Annotated in this window: 18 protein-coding genes; 17 read left to right on the forward strand and 1 reads right to left on the reverse strand. The window is 52.9% G+C overall.

Annotation, left to right across the window (positions count from 1 at the left end):
* Nucleotides 1-331: 331 nt before the first annotated feature.
* The 17 genes from OC443_RS13150 to OC443_RS13230 are packed head-to-tail and all read left to right on the forward strand — an operon-like array spanning nucleotide 332 to nucleotide 16539.
* A complete protein-coding gene (locus tag OC443_RS13150; RefSeq protein WP_073586231.1) occupies nucleotides 332-1471 on the forward strand; it encodes a phage protease in 1140 nt (379 codons plus the stop codon).
* Nucleotides 1468-1851, forward strand: coding sequence for a hypothetical protein (locus OC443_RS13155; protein WP_073586232.1), 384 nt, complete (start codon nucleotides 1468-1470; stop codon nucleotides 1849-1851). Before OC443_RS13150 ends, OC443_RS13155 begins: the two co-directional genes overlap by 4 nt.
* Before the next feature lie 38 nt (nucleotides 1852-1889).
* Nucleotides 1890-2783: a Mu-like prophage major head subunit gpT family protein gene (locus tag OC443_RS13160; RefSeq protein ID WP_073586245.1), complete on the forward strand. Its 894-nt coding sequence runs from the start codon at nucleotides 1890-1892 to the stop codon at nucleotides 2781-2783.
* Nucleotides 2784-2817: 34 nt separating this feature from the next.
* The gene (locus OC443_RS13165) at nucleotides 2818-3249 is read left to right on the forward strand and encodes an HI1506-related protein (RefSeq protein ID WP_083601783.1); all 432 of its coding nucleotides are present in this window, start codon (nucleotides 2818-2820) and stop codon (nucleotides 3247-3249) included.
* Nucleotides 3250-3254: 5 nt separating this feature from the next.
* Nucleotides 3255-3683, forward strand: a complete 429-nt coding sequence (locus OC443_RS13170; protein WP_073586233.1) for a gp436 family protein — start codon at nucleotides 3255-3257, stop codon at nucleotides 3681-3683.
* Nucleotides 3683-4111, forward strand: a complete 429-nt coding sequence (locus OC443_RS13175; protein ID WP_073586234.1) for a phage tail terminator protein — start codon at nucleotides 3683-3685, stop codon at nucleotides 4109-4111. Before OC443_RS13170 ends, OC443_RS13175 begins: the two co-directional genes overlap by 1 nt.
* Nucleotides 4101-5024, forward strand: a complete 924-nt coding sequence (locus OC443_RS13180; protein ID WP_073586235.1) for a phage tail tube protein — start codon at nucleotides 4101-4103, stop codon at nucleotides 5022-5024. Before OC443_RS13175 ends, OC443_RS13180 begins: the two co-directional genes overlap by 11 nt.
* Nucleotides 5025-5069: 45 nt before the next feature.
* Nucleotides 5070-5396 (forward strand): hypothetical protein, encoded by a 327-nt coding sequence (locus OC443_RS13185; RefSeq protein ID WP_073586236.1) that lies wholly within the window; start codon nucleotides 5070-5072, stop codon nucleotides 5394-5396.
* Between the two features lie 20 nt (nucleotides 5397-5416).
* Complete coding sequence (locus OC443_RS13190; protein WP_073586237.1) at nucleotides 5417-5731, forward strand: hypothetical protein; 315 nt, start codon at nucleotides 5417-5419, stop codon at nucleotides 5729-5731.
* Entirely contained in the window at nucleotides 5721-8561 is a 2841-nt protein-coding gene (locus OC443_RS13195) for a tape measure protein (protein ID WP_073586238.1), read from the forward strand. Before OC443_RS13190 ends, OC443_RS13195 begins: the two co-directional genes overlap by 11 nt.
* The gene (locus tag OC443_RS13200; RefSeq protein WP_073586239.1) at nucleotides 8558-9166 is read left to right on the forward strand and encodes a hypothetical protein; all 609 of its coding nucleotides are present in this window, start codon (nucleotides 8558-8560) and stop codon (nucleotides 9164-9166) included. The genes OC443_RS13195 and OC443_RS13200 overlap by 4 nt, the downstream gene beginning before the upstream one ends.
* A gap of 12 nt (nucleotides 9167-9178) precedes the next feature.
* A complete protein-coding gene (locus OC443_RS13205; RefSeq protein WP_073586240.1) occupies nucleotides 9179-9778 on the forward strand; it encodes a hypothetical protein in 600 nt (199 codons plus the stop codon).
* Nucleotides 9775-10188 (forward strand): DUF6950 family protein, encoded by a 414-nt coding sequence (locus OC443_RS13210; RefSeq protein ID WP_073586241.1) that lies wholly within the window; start codon nucleotides 9775-9777, stop codon nucleotides 10186-10188. Before OC443_RS13205 ends, OC443_RS13210 begins: the two co-directional genes overlap by 4 nt.
* A complete protein-coding gene (locus tag OC443_RS13215) occupies nucleotides 10164-14078 on the forward strand; it encodes a phage tail tip protein (protein ID WP_262021682.1) in 3915 nt (1304 codons plus the stop codon). Before OC443_RS13210 ends, OC443_RS13215 begins: the two co-directional genes overlap by 25 nt.
* A gap of 8 nt (nucleotides 14079-14086) precedes the next feature.
* On the forward strand, nucleotides 14087-15499 hold the full coding sequence (locus OC443_RS13220) for a hypothetical protein (RefSeq protein WP_262021683.1): 1413 nt from the start codon (nucleotides 14087-14089) through the stop codon (nucleotides 15497-15499).
* A 13-nt stretch (nucleotides 15500-15512) separates the two neighbouring features.
* Nucleotides 15513-16175 (forward strand): hypothetical protein, encoded by a 663-nt coding sequence (locus tag OC443_RS13225; RefSeq protein WP_073586666.1) that lies wholly within the window; start codon nucleotides 15513-15515, stop codon nucleotides 16173-16175.
* A gap of 1 nt (nucleotide 16176) precedes the next feature.
* Nucleotides 16177-16539 (forward strand): hypothetical protein, encoded by a 363-nt coding sequence (locus tag OC443_RS13230; protein ID WP_200797005.1) that lies wholly within the window; start codon nucleotides 16177-16179, stop codon nucleotides 16537-16539.
* An 86-nt stretch (nucleotides 16540-16625) separates the two neighbouring features.
* Here the strand turns inward: OC443_RS13230 and OC443_RS13235 are convergent, their stop codons facing one another.
* Nucleotides 16626-17327 carry a hypothetical protein gene (locus tag OC443_RS13235; RefSeq protein ID WP_073586667.1) on the reverse strand — a complete coding sequence of 234 codons (702 nt, stop codon included), beginning with the start codon at nucleotides 17325-17327 and terminating at the stop codon, nucleotides 16626-16628.
* Between the last annotated feature and the right edge of the window lie 88 nt (nucleotides 17328-17415).

Genomic DNA, 17415 nt, shown 5'->3' on the forward strand with positions numbered 1-17415 from the left:
GGGGCCGTTGGTTATATATTTGATCTTTGCATTTATCGATGCATATATTTAAGGTTAGTCCATTCACTTGTGCGCTCAGAATCACACTGAGCGCTTTTGGCAGAAAAACCTCACTCTGCCACTCTGAAAAAAGTTTAAACGCATCTGACGCGATTTAAACGGGGTTTAAACATGGTTTCAGACTGAGTTCTGTGTCAGTATTTACCTGTCAGGCGATCAATCACTCCCAGTCACCACACATTCCCTGAAAAACCTTAATTCATGTTAGTTTGTCGCGCCGCGCGAAAAATCCAGAATGGTCGCTGTTATCCATTCACAGTGACAGCGCGACATGAAAAAAACACCACTGGCAATTCTTACGTCACAGCCACAAAACAATCTGGCAGTTCTAACCGCCGATTTATCTGTTTCTGATAACGGCTGGTATCAGTTATTACCTGCCGGAAAATTCAAAGCCCGTGATGGCCGCCCGGATGACACAATTGATGGTTACTGGCATCTGGATGCAGCCAGCGCACAGGCATTTATCTCTGCGACGAAGGCCACTGCGCCGAAAGTACTGATTGATTACGACCATCAAACCCTCAATACCAGAAAGACTGGTAAAAAAGCACTGGCAGCAGCATGGCTTTCTACTGAAACCGATATCGAATGGCGCGATGGTCAGGGGCTGTATATCCGTCCGGACTGGACCAGTGCAGCCCGCCGGCATATCGACGAAAAAGAGTACGCTTTCTTTTCTGCTGTCTTCCCCTACGACAAAAACGGCACGCCACTCTATCTGAGAATGGCGGCAATCACCAATGACCCCGGTCTGGTCGAAATCGACCCGATAGCGGCACTGGCCGCTGATATCAGCGTCAATCTCTCCAAGTCCGGGACAGACATTCATCTCTATGGTCAAACGGAGGATTCTGTTTTGAATGAATTGTTAATCAAAATGCTGGCTCAGCTGGGTATCACAGTAACCGGTGAACCAACCCGTGAGCAGGCCACCGCCGCGCTGACGGCACTCGATGCCCTCAAAACCAAAGCTGATCAGTCAACCGAACTGGAAACACAGGTTGCCACATTGTCAGCGCAACAACATGCGGACGTGGACTTATCCAAATTTGTCTCCGTCGAAGCTTACAACGGTGTGGTCACTGAGCTGGCCGTACTCAAGGCAGGCAGCGACAAAACCAGTATTACCAGTGTGATTAAAGCGGCCCGCGAATCCGGAAAAGTTGTTGAAGCCGAAGTGCAGTATCTGACCGACTTTGGCAATCAGCAGGGCGTCGCGGCACTCTCTGCCATGCTGGAAAAACGCCCGGCCATTGCCGCCCTGACTGCCCCGCAGACCCAAAATAAAAAGCCACCGGACGAGAAGAAAAAGCCAGGGACTTTATCTGATGCTGAGCTGGCGGTGCTCTCTGCCACCGGCCTGACCAAAGAACAGTATTTAGCCAGTAAACAGGAGACCCGCCAATGAGCAGTGTTTATGCCCGCCGCAGCGGCACCAAACGCGGCTACCCGGTCAAAGCCTCCACCACGATTCAAGCCTCAGAGCCGGTATTTCTGCTGGCCGGGTTTGCCGTGCCGCTGGCCGGTGCCGATGACAGCGCAAAATTCTGCGGTGTGTCCACCTTTGTGGTGGAAAGCAGTGGCGTTGACGGTGAAATGACGGTGGAAGTGGAACATCAGCAGTTTGCGCTGAAGAACGGCGGCGATATTGCCCCGGCAGATGTCGGCGAAATGGCGTACTTCTCAGATATCTACACCGTCACCAAAGACAGCACCGCTCACCCGGCAGCCGGAACCATCGCCCAGCTTGAAGGCGATTGGGTCTGGATTATTCCGGCAGTGGCTTAACTTTTTTTCAAATTCAGATTCACAACAAGGACTCTCTTATGCAAACCACAGGCGCAAACCTGAGTATTTTATACACGGCTGTCAAAGCCCATTTTCAGCAGGGCCAGAAAAACTACACCCCGAGCTGGCCGAAACTGGCAACGCTCATCACATCAACCACGGCAGTTGAAACCTATGCCTGGCTGGGTGAATTCTCCCGCCTGCGTGAGTGGATTGGAGAGCGGCAGATCAACCGGATGAAACAGCATGGTTACACGCTGAAGAACAAGAAATTTGAAGCCACTGAAGGCATCCCGCGTGAATATGTCGAAGATGACACCTATGGCGTGCTGACGCCCAAGTTTCAGGATATGGGCTATGCCGCAGCAACGCATCCGGATGAAATGATTTATGCCCTGATTGCTGCCGGGTTTGATCAGCCCTGCTACGACGGCCAGAACTTTTTCGATACCGATCACCCCGTCGGTGATACCGGCGCGGTGAAATCCGTGTCCAACCTACAGACCGGCACCGGCGCGCCGTGGTTTCTGCTCGACACCAACCGGCCTTTAAAACCCTTTATTTTCCAGCGCCGCAAAGACTACAACCTGACCAACAAAACCGATGCCTCCGATTCCGATCACGTCTACATGATGGATGAATTCCTCTATGGCGTCGATGCCCGCGGTGAATGGGGCTATGGCTTCTGGCAACAGGCGTTTGGTTCCAAAGCTGAACTCAATGATACAAATTTTGATGCCGCAGTTCAGGCCATGATGGAAATGAAATCAGACAAAGGCCGTCCGCTCGGGATCAATCCGTCCGTGCTGGTCGTCGGCCCGGCCAACCGTGCGGCAGCGAAAAAAGTCATCGAAGCAGAAAACAAAGCCCAGGGCGAAACCAACACCAACTACAAAGCGGTTGAAGTGTTAGTCGTGCCGTGGCTGGCGTAACCCCTTCATTCATCAACCAAGGAGAACCCATGCAATGGCTCAGGACATCTCTGAAGACAGCATTCTTATTATTAGTTCCGCCCATCCGGGCTATCGCCGCGCCGGTCTCGCGCTGGACAGTGGCACCAATGTTATTGCGGCGCATCATCTCACTGACGCACAACTGGCAATGCTTGAAGCCGACCCGCGTCTGGTGGTTGCAGCGGGTGAGACAGAAAACCCCGCTGCCAAAACAGATCCGGGTGGTTCAGCTGCGCAACCTCTGGGTGACAGTCCACTGCCTGACCCTTTAGCCGTGCTTTTAGGTGATGCCATCGCGCAGCTTGATCCACAGAATCCGGATCATTTTACCAGTGGCGGCAAGCCACAGGTGGACGCCCTGAGCGACATCACCGGCCAGCCGGTCAGCGCCGCACAGCGTGATGCAGCGTGGATGGCTTATCAGACACAGCAAGCGCAGGAGTAACCGCCATGTACTGCACACAGGATGATTTAATCAACCGCTTTGGCGAAGACGAACTGATCCAGCTCACCGACCGGGACGGCAGCACCGGTGCAGTTGTCCCGGCTGTGTCAGCGCAGGCCATAACTGATGCAGGGGCAACCATTGACGGCTATATCGGCGGGCGCTACCGCCTGCCGTTATCTGCCGTGCCGGAAGTCCTGGAGCGGCTGGCCTGTGATATTGCCCGCTACTTTCTCTATGACCGTTCACTTGATCCGGAGCATCAGGCCGCCAAACGCTACAGCGACGCCATCAGCTACCTGAAAGATGTAGCAAAAGGCAGCGTTCAGCTCGGACTGGATGAGCAGCAGAGCAAACCGGAAACCACCGCCACCGCAATCATGCAAAGCGCCGGCAGTGTGTTTACCCGCGACCAAAGTAAAGGCTTTCTCTGATGAGCATTGTTCAGGCTGTGATCAACCGGCTGAAGACAACCCCGAAACCGTGGGTTGATGTCAAAGCACTGGGCGCGCTGACGCAGCTGGATATGGCGAAATCCGGCACACGGACACCGACGCTGTATGTATTTCAGACCGGGGAAACCACCGGCGGCGGTGTGCCCGGCTCCGGGCCGTATCTGCAAACCGTCCGGCCCACGATTGGGATTGTGATTGTTGAGCGCTCTGTCAACGGTAAAGAGATTGATTTCGAACCGCTCAGAGCACAGCTGAAACAGCGGCTGTTTGGCTGGTCGCCACTCCCGCAGCATGAGCCGTTCTGGCTCGGCGGCGGGCGGCTGCTATCCGTGCATACGGCTACTGCCAGCTGGATGGATAACTTTGTCACCGAATACACAGAGGATCAAAACCGTTATGGCGCGTAAAGCACGTAAAAAAGTTCTGGCCTACGCCACTGAAGCCAGCTATGGCACCGATGCAATCGCAGCCGGAGCACCCAAATACTTATTAGGCCGGGAGTTTTCTATCACCCCGATGGCCGGGGAATCCAAAGCGCTCGATTATGATAATGGAGAACTGGGCAACTCCGGGGAAATCGTCACCGAGCTGTATGTCACGATTGAATTCACTGTCGATTTTGCCAGTGGCGGCGCAGCAAAAACAGCAGCCCCGTGGGGCGATTTAATGACCGCCTGCCTGCGCACAACCACAGCGCACACCGCAGCAGATGATGGCAGCGATGAAACCGTGTATACCATCGATGACAGCAGCACCGGCTCACTGACGTTTTACTACTATCAGGACGGCGCACTGCACAAAGCCACCGGTGCGCGCGGGTCGTTTTCCGTTTCACTGGCCGCCAAAGACTTCGGCGGCATCAAATTCAGCTTCACGGCCATGTATGGCGGTGTGGTCTCCCAGAGCCTGCCCACTCCGGATTTCTCCGAATGGCAGACGCCGCTGAAAATCGGGGTGGAAAACTCCGCGTTTACCATCGACGGCACCCCGTACAAGATGATTTCACTCGAATACGACCAGGCAAACTCTGTGGTGTATCAGGAGTATGTCGGCCATGAAGAAGTGCTGATCACCGATTTTAAACCGACCAGTACGTTAGTGATTGAAGCCCCGGCATTAAGCGAGCTGGATATTTTCTCGGTTGCCAAAGCGGCCACTCAGCGCGACCTGGTGTTTACCAATGGCCCCATTGGCGATCAGGTCGCCTGGTCGGCCAGAGTACAGCTGGGACGTCCCACTTACGCGGATCAGGATGGCACGCAAACCTATTCCATTCCGCTGATCCCGATTGGCGATCACGATGTATTTGCGACCCGTTAACTCCCGTTTAAACCACCATTTAAACGCATTTTAAAAAGGTAATTTATGTTTGTTTTAGAAACCGAAAGACTTGTCAAAAACTGGCCCGCGACCGTCTCCATTCCTGTGGATGGCGGCAGTGTTGAAGACCATCCCATCACACTGGATTTACTGCTGCTGGATAACGCGGCCAGCGTCAAAATTCTTCAGGGCGATGAAGCCACGTTTAAACGGGTGATTCAGGGCTGGAGCGGTATCAGCGCTGAAGAGAATCAGCCACTGGATTATTCAGAAGAAAACCTGTCCCGGTTGCTGCAAAACTCATTCTTTGTTATAGCCGCGATGCGTGCCTATCAACAGGCATCCAGCGGACAGGCCGCCGAAAAAAACTAACCGAAGCAGTGCGGACGCTGATGCGTCGCGGCGCTGCAACCCCGGCAGATGACGCCGACTGGCAGCAGGAGCTGGCCGCCTGGGGCATTGATGAACCAGACACCGAGCGGGAAACATTTATCCCGGTCTGGCCGGAGAACTGGCCGGTGGTGCAGTGGTGGCTGTCCATTCCCGGCTTTCTCAAGTTTAACCAGAATGCCTGTCTGGGCATGGATGTACTGGCAGTCAAAGCTGATGCCGAACTGAGCCAGCGCACGATTGAGCCGGATGATTACCGAAAACTGAAAACAATTGCCCGAACCCTTGCAGAGGAACTGAACCGCCGTGAACCGTAACGATTTAAAATTCACCCTGCGCTTTAATGCCGAAAATAAAGAATTTATCGGCCAGGTGCGTGCAGCGGCTGGCTCGGTGGATTCATTAGGCACCCATTCAACTGCTACCGGCAGAAAGCTGAATACGCTGGCGAAAGAGACGCAGACCGCCGGGGCGGGTTTTGGCTCACTGAAAGGACAACTCACCGGTCTGATTGGCGGGTTCTCCGCCCTGGCCGCAGCCATTTCTGCCAAAGACCGGCTGGGTGAATATCAGGATATCCGCACCCGCATCACTGCGCTGGTCGGTGGTCAGCAACAATGGATTGAGACCGAGCAGTACTTAAACCGGGTGGCGGATGAACATCATAAAACCCTGTCAGGATTATCTAATTCATACGCCCGGCTGCTGACGCTGGAGAACGGCGGCCTTATCACCCATCAGCAGACTATCGATATTTTTGAAGGCATGAGTAATGCCGCCAGTGCCAACGGGGCCAGCAGTGAACAGCTTGGTCAGGTGATGTATGGCTTGCAGCAGGCCATGGCAAGCGGCACCGTCCGGGCCGAAGAGTTTAATCAGGTCACCGAACCGATGCCGGACTTGTTAATCAAGCTGGCAAAAGCGGCCCATACCAGCGTGGGCGGCCTGCGTAACATGGTCAACAGCGGCAAAATGACCAGTAAGCTGTTTGGTACAACACTGGTCAAAGCGCTGTCCGCCTACGATGGCGCGGCGGCCAGAACCGCAGACAATATCAGCGCCCAGTCAGCCGCCTTTGAGCAGTCCTACCTGAAAATGGTGACCGCTTACGAAACCCCGATTTCCTCTGTGTTCAGTGATTCCATTGCTGCGAGCACGTCGGTGATGGATTCACTGGCAGACCATGTGGAAACTGTATCTTCCGTGATTGGCGTGACACTGGCCGCGGCGGCGGGTCGCGGTGTGGCCGCACTCACCACCCTGACAGCAGAAAAGATCAAATCGGTGGCCGCGTCCCGGCAGCAGTTACAGGCGACCGTGGCTGAAACACAGGCAGAGCTGACCGCCACTCAGGCAGAAATCCGCCATCTGGAAACCATGCAACTGTCCAATAACCAGAAGTTCCGCGCGATTGGTGCAGAAACCTCACTGGCAGCGGCACAGGCCCGCAGAAAAGTGCTGACAGATACACTCACGGCCTCACAGACCCGGCTGAATCTGGTGATGCGGGCTGGATCCGGTGTGATGTCAGCCCTGGGCGGCCCGGTGGGAGTCGCGATGATGGCCGCTTCTGCCCTGAGCTATTTTGCCATGAGTGCCCGGAGCGCGAAAACCGATACCGGCGACCTTGAAGAGCGTGTTGATCTGCTGCTGGGACGGATGGATAAGCTCAAAGATAAAGAGCTGAGTTCAGCGATTGATGCGCAGACATCAAAAGTGGCTGAACTGCGCCGGGAATATCAGAAAATTGCCTATGCGCCCGCGCCTGAGCGCTCGCTTTGGCAGAAGATGACCGAAACCAATTCAGAAATGCGGGCGCGGCAGATCCGGGAATCTAAAGAAGCGGCGAACGCGGTTTATGACGTGGCCGGGAAACTGTCCAAAGCCGAATCCAGCCTGACAGCGCTGCAAAACAAACTTCAGGAATTACGGGAGACCAAATCAGTCACCCCCAAAACCACCCATGATGATGGCACAGACACGCAGAAAAAAGCAGATGCCGCTAAAAAGCTGCTGGCAAATCTTCAGAAACAGGTCGCGTTGTACGGCCAGACCTCACAGGTTGCCAAAGTCCGTTATGAGACGGAACACGGCTCCCTCAAAGGGATTAATGATCAGCTGAAACAACAATTACTGCTTCAGGCGCAGTTACTGGATAAGAAAGCAAAAAAGAAAAAAGCGAAGACCGACAAAATAGATGATTTTTACGAGTCGTCAGACAAGCTCAACAATGAATATATGAAACGTCTGGCGATTCAGGCTGATTACCAGAACAAAGCGCAGACTGAAGAAGAATATGCGTATACCTCCCGTCAGGAACTCTTACAGCAAAAGTTTGATGCCGCCTACGCACAGGCTACCGGTCATCAGGAGCAAATGCACGCATTAGAGCGGGAGTATTTTCAGAACCGGCAGATACTGCGGCAAGAGCATGAAATGAACCTGACGGAAATCACCCGCAAAGCGGAAGAAGAGCGGCAGGCGCTCCAGTTCCGCTCCACCGTGATGATTTTAGGCTCTGGCAGTCAGATGTTTAGTGGTCTGGCCGGACTGGCGAAGGCCTATAGTGGTGAACAGTCAGGTATTTACAGAACCATGTTTGCAGCCAGTAAAGGGTTTGCAGTTGCTCAGGCATCAATGAATCTCTGGCAGGCAATATCTAATGCATCCGCAGTTCAGCCCTGGTACGCAAGCCTTCCCGCCATTGCTCAGGCAACGACTCAGGGAGCTACTGTTCTGGCAAGCCTTAAAAGTGTGAATTATGCCGGTCAGGCCCATGACGGGATTGACCGGGTGCCAGCCAGCAACGAAGGTACATGGATGCTCAAAGCCAACGAGATGGTTTTAAACCCTTCTCAGGCGGACAACTTCCGCTGGATGACGGAGATGATGCAGCAGATGCGCAGTGCGGTGAGTTCAGCCTCATCCGGCAATACAGCAGCGTCCGCCAGTTCCGGCGGTGTGATTGTCAATATCCACACTCAATCCGGCGAAACGGCCACAACTCAAAAAAGCCAGACGGCCAGCGGCGACACCCAGTTAGATATCTACATTCAAAAGGCCGTCAATGCATCAATGAATGCCATGTATCAGGACGCCGATAACGGCGGCCCGGTTTCCACCCGAATCAGAGCGAATGCCTCATGAGTTTTTCATTTTTAACCACAGACCTGGTGCCGGAAGAATGCGAATTTTTACTCTCACGTACCGAGCGGATTAACAGCAGCAAGTTCACCACCGCATCGCAGGTAATTTCATCGCCAACAGGTTTATGGACAGCGAATCTGAAGTTTACCAACGTCCGCCGCGCGCAGGCGCAGGAACTGACTGCCTTTCTGTGGTCACTGCGCGGTGCTTACGGGCAGTTTCGTTTATTTGACTGGTCAGCCACTGAGCCAAACGGGGCCGGTGGCAGTTATGCCATTACCCAGTTGTCACTGGCCGCGCCGGGGCTTGTGGTGCTCTCCAGTGCCCGGCCTCACACAAAGCTGGCTTCAGCCGGAGACTATGCCGAAATTAACGGTGAGCTGAAGGGACTGACTGAGGATGTCATCACCGATTCGCTGGGCAATGCCACGGTGATGTTTGAACCGTTTTTACGCACCCCGGCCACCGCAGCCACGCAAATCAAATTTAACCGGCCCACCGGCCTGTTCCGGCTCACCCCAAAATATGAAGTGCAGCGGGCCAGCAGCAAAAAAATGGTGGTGGCAGAAATCAGCATTGAATGTATTGAAGCCGTCACTTTGTAGGGAGGACAAACCATGAACTTTTTCAATGATGAGATGCTGGCCGCACTGCAAAATCCACAGGTCCGCCTGTTGTATGCCGTGCGGCTGGAGTGGCCGGACAGTGTTGTGCGGCTGCATACCGAAATCGGCACCTTTAATCACTTTCCGTTTGATGCCGGTGAATCGTATTTCGGCGTCGGCAATCTCGGCAGTATTGGGGATGTCACCTATGGCGACGGCGACGAAACCACCCCGTCAGTGACGCTGGAACTCTCTGTAAAAGACGACGCACTCAGAGCGCAAATCATGGCCGGAGGCTATCAGGGCCGCAAAGGTCAGCTGTATCTGGTGGCACTCGATGAACAGGGCCGGGTCGCGGCATGGGCGGAGCAGTTTAACGGCGTGATGGACAGCGCCACCATTAAGCAGGGCGAGAAAAACAATACCATTCAGCTGCCGCTGACCGCCCCGGATGATGCGCTGGAAAAAGGACTCAACTGGCGCTGTACCAATGAATCACACCACGCGCAATATCCCGGCGACGATTTTTACCGCTTCACCACCTGGATGGAAGACCTCGGCCTGTACTGGGGCAGCAAAAAAGACGGCATCCCGCTAAGGAAATATTTATGATCGATTTATTTCACGATTTTCTTGATCCTTATCTGGATCGGCCATTTCAGACCGGCGTCAATGACTGCGCGCTGTTTGTCGCCGACTGGGTGAAGCAACTGACCGGTGATGATTTTGCAGCGCCGTTCCGCGGTCATTACCAGACGGATTTGGGCAGTGCCCGGCTGATTAAAAAGCAGGGGTACAGGGATTTGGCTGATTTGGTGATCAGCACACTGGACAGCCATTGTCAGCGCCGTGAATTCCCGGCCCTGGCACAGCGCGGGGATGTGGCATGGCTGGACAATCAGGGCCGGATGTTATGTGGCATCGTTGCCGCCTGTGGTGTGATTGCGATCGGTACTGACGGGCTGATTTCTCTGCCCATTTCGGCGGTAAAAATTGCGTGGCAAGTCCGGGAGGTACATTAATGGTCGGTGCAATTATTGCCGGAGTGATTGCCGCAGGTGTCAGTGCCTATGTGGCGATCGAGTCCCGCAAACAGGCCAAACGGATGCAGTCGAAGCTGAAGAAAAGCGCATCAGGTGACGTCTCTAAACAGATGTTTAAAGATGCGGTGGCCGCTAAGCAGATTGTGCTGGGTCACTGCGCCTTATCCGGGCCAATGGTGTTTGCCAGTGAGAGCGGCGAGCCAAACGAGTCCGGCACGGGTGAATGGCTCGATTTAGTGGTGCATCTGGCCGGGCATCCGTGCGCGGATGTCACCCATGCCTGGCTGGATGATGAAGCGCTGACCCGTCAGCCATCGACTGACAGCGGCGCGGATATTGAATTTCGCCATGAGAATGGCCTCGGCTGGGTTTATCTGTATCTTGGTGAGCATGACAAAGTCCCGCCAACACTGGCCGGGCTGGAAGACTGGTCCGATAATATGCGCGGTGACGGTCAGTGCTTTGCACACGTCAGACTCAAATCGGATACTTCCAAATGGGCGGGCGGGATCCCGAACCCCAAATTTGCCGTCAAAGGCATGAAGCTGTTTGACCCGCGCACCGGTGAAACACAATGGTCAGATAACCCGGCGCTGATGGTGCGCTGGTACAGAACCGTTTTAAAATCCGGCGTGCCAATTGAAGACAGCTACATCACCGCCGCCAATGTCTGCGATGAGTTAGTCACCACACCGGAAGGCACAGAAAAGCGTTATCGCTGCAATTATGCCTTCAGCGCAGACACGGCCCCGCGCACCGCACTGCAAAAAATCCGCGCCACCTGTGACGGGATCAGCCTGTCCGTGGCTGGCCGTCACGGGATGCAGGTGGGTGCCTACTATGGGCCTGGCACCGTTGTTTTATCTGAAGATGACGTGATTGGTGATGTCACGACCACGCCGGATGTGCGCCGCCGAGATTTAATCAATGTGGTGTCAGCCAAATACACCGACCCGGCAGATAACTGGAATGAATCAGACATGCCGCGCGTCGTGCATGACGGCTATGTTGAGCAGGACGGTTATGAAGTGGTCGATGATTTGGATTTAACCGCTGTTCCGAGCGCTTATCAGGCGCAAAGGCTCGGCATGATCCATTTGCTCACCACCCGTGACACCATCACCATTGAACTGAAATGTAATCTCAAGGCTACCCAACTGCTGCCCGGCACCGTGTTCCGGTTTAATTTCACGGAAAACCAGTGGCAAAACGTTGAATTTATGGTGACCCAATGGAAGCATTCAGTCAGCGGTGCCGTGACGCTGGAAGCCAGTGTGACCAAACCATCTCATTATGAATATGACGGTGATACAGCGGTGGTTCCAACCCGCGCCGGAGCGCCCAGTCAGGTCAGCCGTGAAGTTGAAGCGGTAACGGATTTAAAATATGTCACGCTGGCCGAATCCAACACGGTGCAGGCCGTCATTACATGGTCACACCGCTCATTCGGCGGCACCACATACGAGTTAACCTTCTATAAAGACGGTGAGTATCTGCGCCGTGAAATCGCAGTGGAAAAACAGTATCGCTTACAGGATGGTTTTACCGTCGGACAGTATGAAGTACAGGTGGTCGCCATCAGCTATGGCCGCCGTTCTCCGGTCTCAGCATTAGCATTTAACGCCGCTGCGCCAACCACGCCCATCGGTTGTGAAATTGTGGTGTCAAACTGGGGATTACAGCTCACACCCGTTCCCGGTGGTCAGGTCAACTTCGATACCATGTATGATTTTGCCGTAGCGACTGAATTTCCTGAACTGGCGGAAGATGAAGCAACCCCGGCAGAAGAAACCACGGACGATGAAACAGCAGAAGCAGCCCTGACCACCACGGCCAGTGACGCGACAGAAGATAATACAGCCGATTCAACAGAGGACACCAGTGAGACAGAAGGCAGTGAAGCCACCGCGCAAACCACCGATATCGATGTAAGTGCGCACGTTGTGGGCCGGGCAAAAATCCTGTCTCTCGGTAATCTCAAATCTGATACAGAATATCAGATTGCCATCCGGGAGGTCTCCCGCTGGGGGATTTCAGACTGGTATTTAACCCACGCGAAAACCGCGTTTAACAGTGATGATATTCTCGATTTAATCCAGGGAAAAATCGACCATGCCGCGCTGGATGCCAGTCTGGACAGTTACATCAAACAGATTGAGACGAGAACCTCTGATTTAGCGGATATTCTCGACACACCCACCCCAAACACTGAGCTGCTGTATCAGGCATTTCAGGATTTCGAACTCAAGCAGAAAGCGCAGGAAAAAGAGATCGGCTTTGCTTACGCAGAGCGCACACTGAAAAAACATGCTGATGAACTGTCTGCCAGCGCCGAAGAAATTGTATTGCTGGCAGCCAAACTCAAAGACAAATTTGCTGAAGCAATGGCCTATACACGGGCGGCTGTGGGTTACTGCGTCGATGCGGACGGTCATATCACCGATGAAACAGACGCGGTTTTATGTGTGCAGGCCGGGAATGAATGGATTGACGGCCCGCTGGCGGAATATATCCGCCATCTGGCTGTGAGTTTATCTGACGGTTCAAAATCCAGTGTTGATCAGCTCGCCCAGGCATTTATCGACAAGGATGGCAAAGCCCACGCCCGCGGCGGGATGACCACCAATGTCGATGGCCGGATTTCCGGCTGGGTCAATACCAATTCCGGCGATGTGACTTCACTGGATATTATCGCGCAGTATCTCCGGGTCGGCGACTACAACAGCAGCGGTGCCTATATTCCGCTGTTCTGGCTCGACACCAGGCGCGCTGAAATGGTGATGCGCGGGCGGATGATTTTAGGGGATGGTTATGTGGTCGACGGGGAAGACAAAATCCGCGCGCTGGACGGTCAGGATGGCGCGGGTTTCTACACCCTGACGTTAAGAAACGGCGTCTTTCCGACGGATTCAACCGCAATCAGAGATTTTCAGTCTCATTTTGACCGCGCACCGGTCAAAGATGATCATCTGACCTACCGGAACGCGGACGGTGATGTGGTCAGCACCAAACGGTTTAACGGTTCATCATGGGTGCAGCCAACGCTGCTGATTCATGGCGATTTGCTGGCAACAGGCACCGTCTCCGGTGACCGGCTGGTTGCCAATACAGAAATTAAATCCCCGGTGATTAATGCGGGGACGGGTTCATTCAGCGGAAAAGTAACGGCTCAGTCCGGCTCTTTTGTTGAACAGCTTCAGGTCGGCGACAGCAGCAGTTATCACACCGTGTTGCAACACGTCAGCGGTAACTCAGACCAGATGTTTTATATCAAAAACGGTTACAGTGCTGCCGTGCCGTTCTACATCCGTAAAGATGGTTTTTTTTACTCATCAGGCGGTGGTTATCTGGATAATCTGACCATCGGCCAGAACTGCAAAATCAACGGCCAGCTGTATGCGAAAAATATCATCGGCGATATTGTCGGCGCACGCGGTTACACCCTCAATGCAATCAATGATGACAGCAGTGCCACAACCCAATCATTTACCGTTCTGACGGTCAGCGTTCAGGGCAACCCGGCAGATGATTTGGCTGAACGCCTGCTGGTCATGCCATCGTTTACTGTGAGCTGTACGGTCTCAGCCCGCACCAGTCTGTATCTGCTGACAACAGTTTCTACATCAACCGGCCAAAAGAATGTTTATTCATCAGAGCAAATTCTCGGTGGTGAATCACAGGTTTCCGGCAGTGTCGTGATTCCCTCGCTGTCGGTCACGATCCCGGCCAGCACAAATTTGACCACCGCAACTCTGACGCTAACCGCACAGATGACCAGCCTTGCCGGGAATAATTCATCACGGAAAATCACGCTACAGGCCGCAACGGTTCCTGTGCAGATTTTCAGAAACACCAGCCAGTTATTTTAAGGTGAGTTATGTGGAAACAGCTATCAATTAAAGCAACTGAAAACTCAAACATCATTGAAGTGACCGGCGATACTTCCGGCATTGAGAAAGGTTCAGCGTTATATTTCGACAATCATCTGTATGAAATCACGGCGACGTATTTTGAGAAAATTCAGCTCAGGACCACGGCAGACCAAACGATCACCGCCGAAGCCCTGGTCATTCCCACCAGCGCATCATTTGAGGAAGCCGCAAAGCGGATCCGGGAGCTGTCCGAAACAACAGTGGCTAACTACTCGACATTAGAGACATTCTGGACAGCGTTAGGAACGGTGACATTTAAAGCCTATGACGGGCAGACATTTACCGTCAAAACCGCCCGGCAGATGGTCGCAGATGTGGATGACGTTGAGCAGAAAGTACTGGCCGCTGCCGAAAAAGCCACAGCCCTGATCCATGACTATGATGAACAACTGGGTGAAGCTTATCAGCGGGTAATTGCGGCAAGAGATCATGCTGAATCATCTGCCGATACGGCCACAGAACAGGCAAGCATTGCCACGATACAGGCGGAGACTTCCACCAGTCAGGCCAGTGCATCAGCAGCGTCGGCCCAGACAGCCACTGAGCAGGCCACCATTGCCACAACTCAGGCGGAGACGTCCACCAGTCAGGCCAGCGCATCGGCGGCATCCGCCCAGACAGCCACCGAACAGGCCACGATTGCGACAACTCAGGCTAAGACTGCCACCAGCCAGGCCAGCGCATCGGCGGCGTCAGCCCAGACAGCCACTGAGCAGGCCACCATTGCCACAACTCAGGCGGAGACGTCCACCAGTCAGGCCAGCGCATCGGCGGCATCCGCCCAGACAGCCACCGAACAGGCAACCATTGCGACAACGCAGGCGGAGATGTCCACCAGTCAGGCCAGCGCATCGGCGGCGTCAGCCCAGACAGCCACCGAACAGGCCACGATTGCGACAACGCAGGCGGAGATGTCCACCAGTCAGGCCAGCGCATCGGCGGCTTCAGCCCAGACAGCTACCGAACAGGCAACCATTGCCACAACGCAGGCTGAAGCTGCCACCAGTCAGGCCGGTGCATCAGCGGCATCCGCCCAAACAGCCACCAAACAGGCAGCACGCGCTGAAGAACTGGTGAATGCGGCCACTGGCGGATCACTGCTAAAAGATCAGAATCTCGCGGACCTCTCATCAACCCAAACCGCCCGGCAAAATCTCAATGTTTACAGCACCACTCAGATCGATAAACAGATAGCTGGCCGGGTCGCTGTCACCACCACTATCTGCGGTAAACCGTTAACCGACAATATTGAGTTATCACCGGAGGATGTAGGCATCAACAGCAGTGATGATGCTGAATTGCACCGACGGCTGCGGATTAACTCGCTGATTGGCGAAAACCTCCTCCCTATTTATTAAACAGGAAATCAACATGGCAACACTAAACGCAACCGTGCAGGAAATGATTGACAGCCTGCACACAAAAATGAAAGCAGGCACGCTCAAAGCTGAAGAGCAGATGCTGATCGGCAAAGGGCTGGAAGCCCTGATGAATAATGCGAGCTGGGAAAAAGCGCTGATTGCGGTCGCTGAAGATAATATCAGTGAGTCAAAGGCATTGCTGAATGCGGCGCGTGATGAGCTGCAAACGGCAAAGACAGTACTGACAGAATCAATCACACAAATTAAGCAGCATTACTCGCCGTTAATTACAGTCGGAAGTCTCTCCCAAATTTCTACTATAGCAGCAGGTAAATCTCTGACTATCACCCCGCCATCTGGCTGCCGGGTTCGTGTTTTTCAGCTGGTCGCATTATCGAGTAACAAAACAGGGATGGCTGCATATCACTATGTAAAAACAACACTGGGGAGCCGCGAGTTTGGTACAAGGATAGCGGGAACACAAGCAGCGTCTGCTGCGTATACAAAAGTGGGGGCAATAACGGGAACGCCGGGTTCATTTTCCGCTCCCTACCTTGCTTGCTCAAATAAAGAATTGCTGGGGAAAGTCGATGAAAAACTAACACTGGAAAACACATCTTCATCGGTAGCATATTTGTTGATTGGTGTAGATTTCGTCACAGGAGATTATTGAAATGAGTCAAATTGAAGTTTTTAAAAATGGTGAATGGACCAATGAGCAGCCGGTCACCGGCGACACATGCCGGGAAACTCTGGATTCCGGCGCCATGGTCGAGTTTGAATTTGTTGAAATAGACATAGCTGAGCTGAAATCCGAACGCATCACCCAAATCAAACAGGAGGCAGAAGAGCGTATCACCTGTTTAAACTGGCGTTTACAACGTGCGCAGGAGCGTGAATCTTTAAACGTAACGGATGTCGAGACAGTTGAAGATGTGATGAAACTCAGGGAAGCTATCAGAACCGCATCAAATGATGCAGAGCTGGCGGTGAATCAACTGGAGACTGTGGAAGCGATTGAAAGCTTTAGCTGGTGATTCTGCGCCGCTAAAAGTGAGAAAAGAAATTTTTTCTCATTTTACCCGTCGCCATTTCTCATTTCTCGCGGCGGGCTACAACCTGCTTATGATTGCCTGTGAACCGGAATCACACAAGACATCATTTGCCCTTCCCAGATCACCGGCGGGTTTTTATTATCTGAAATTACATGTTCTACACCGAATTTCTTCAGATCGTCCAGCGTATAGGTCCATCCCTGCAATTCTTTTCTCTGGTGGGCTTCAATACATCCGGTCGTTGTTTGAAGGAGGGAATAGTCATTCAGTTCACCATAATCAGTAATTCTCTCATTGACCCCGATATACCGGAAAAATTTTTTCTCCATATCGATAGAATGTTTGAAGTACGGAATCTCAGCCAGAGATAAATCTTTCCCTCTGAGTGTTGCCCCGCCATGCCATAAGACAATCGCGTCTTTGTTAATGTGGACTGATTTCGCTGCAGTCAACAGATAATTAGCACAGGATGACATACAAAACCGTTCTATCGTCAAATCAATATGATTATCAAAAATCCATCGGCCTAACAGAATACCGGACTGGACTTCTCCACCAGTGCTATTGACCGTCATCTTATGAATTTGACCCGGATAGTTTTCAACTGCTTTCAATATTTGATGGACGGATGACTCTGTAATTTCACCTCTGAAGCTGAGCATATCATCACTGATATTGATCGATAGCTTCTCATTATCGGTATCGATGTCAGTATCAACCCGACTATGTAAAGTACAGGCTTGTAACAATCCCAGAGAAACCAAACTCATCACCAAAAACTGCTTTATTTTCACTTTGAACTCTCTAACTAATTGAATCAGAACATCATATAAAATAATCCGGAATATTTTTTGACCT

The sequence above is a fragment of the Vibrio quintilis genome (assembly GCF_024529975.1).
Taxonomy (GTDB): domain Bacteria; phylum Pseudomonadota; class Gammaproteobacteria; order Enterobacterales; family Vibrionaceae; genus Vibrio; species Vibrio quintilis.

Coding starts and splice junctions, on each gene's coding strand:
- OC443_RS13225 (WP_073586666.1), top strand. CDS start 15,513: ATGGCAACACTAAACGCAACCGTGCAGGAAATGATTGACAGCCTGCAC.
- OC443_RS13160 (WP_073586245.1), top strand. CDS start 1,890: ATGCAAACCACAGGCGCAAACCTGAGTATTTTATACACGGCTGTCAAA.
- OC443_RS13200 (WP_073586239.1), top strand. CDS start 8,558: ATGAGTTTTTCATTTTTAACCACAGACCTGGTGCCGGAAGAATGCGAA.
- OC443_RS13220 (WP_262021683.1), top strand. CDS start 14,087: ATGTGGAAACAGCTATCAATTAAAGCAACTGAAAACTCAAACATCATT.
- OC443_RS13185 (WP_073586236.1), top strand. CDS start 5,070: ATGTTTGTTTTAGAAACCGAAAGACTTGTCAAAAACTGGCCCGCGACC.
- OC443_RS13175 (WP_073586234.1), top strand. CDS start 3,683: ATGAGCATTGTTCAGGCTGTGATCAACCGGCTGAAGACAACCCCGAAA.
- OC443_RS13155 (WP_073586232.1), top strand. CDS start 1,468: ATGAGCAGTGTTTATGCCCGCCGCAGCGGCACCAAACGCGGCTACCCG.
- OC443_RS13210 (WP_073586241.1), top strand. CDS start 9,775: ATGATCGATTTATTTCACGATTTTCTTGATCCTTATCTGGATCGGCCA.
- OC443_RS13150 (WP_073586231.1), top strand. CDS start 332: ATGAAAAAAACACCACTGGCAATTCTTACGTCACAGCCACAAAACAAT.
- OC443_RS13165 (WP_083601783.1), top strand. CDS start 2,818: ATGGCTCAGGACATCTCTGAAGACAGCATTCTTATTATTAGTTCCGCC.
- OC443_RS13230 (WP_200797005.1), top strand. CDS start 16,177: ATGAGTCAAATTGAAGTTTTTAAAAATGGTGAATGGACCAATGAGCAG.
- OC443_RS13235 (WP_073586667.1), bottom strand. CDS start 17,327: ATGAGTTTGGTTTCTCTGGGATTGTTACAAGCCTGTACTTTACATAGT.
- OC443_RS13180 (WP_073586235.1), top strand. CDS start 4,101: ATGGCGCGTAAAGCACGTAAAAAAGTTCTGGCCTACGCCACTGAAGCC.
- OC443_RS13170 (WP_073586233.1), top strand. CDS start 3,255: ATGTACTGCACACAGGATGATTTAATCAACCGCTTTGGCGAAGACGAA.
- OC443_RS13190 (WP_073586237.1), top strand. CDS start 5,417: ATGCGTCGCGGCGCTGCAACCCCGGCAGATGACGCCGACTGGCAGCAG.
- OC443_RS13205 (WP_073586240.1), top strand. CDS start 9,179: ATGAACTTTTTCAATGATGAGATGCTGGCCGCACTGCAAAATCCACAG.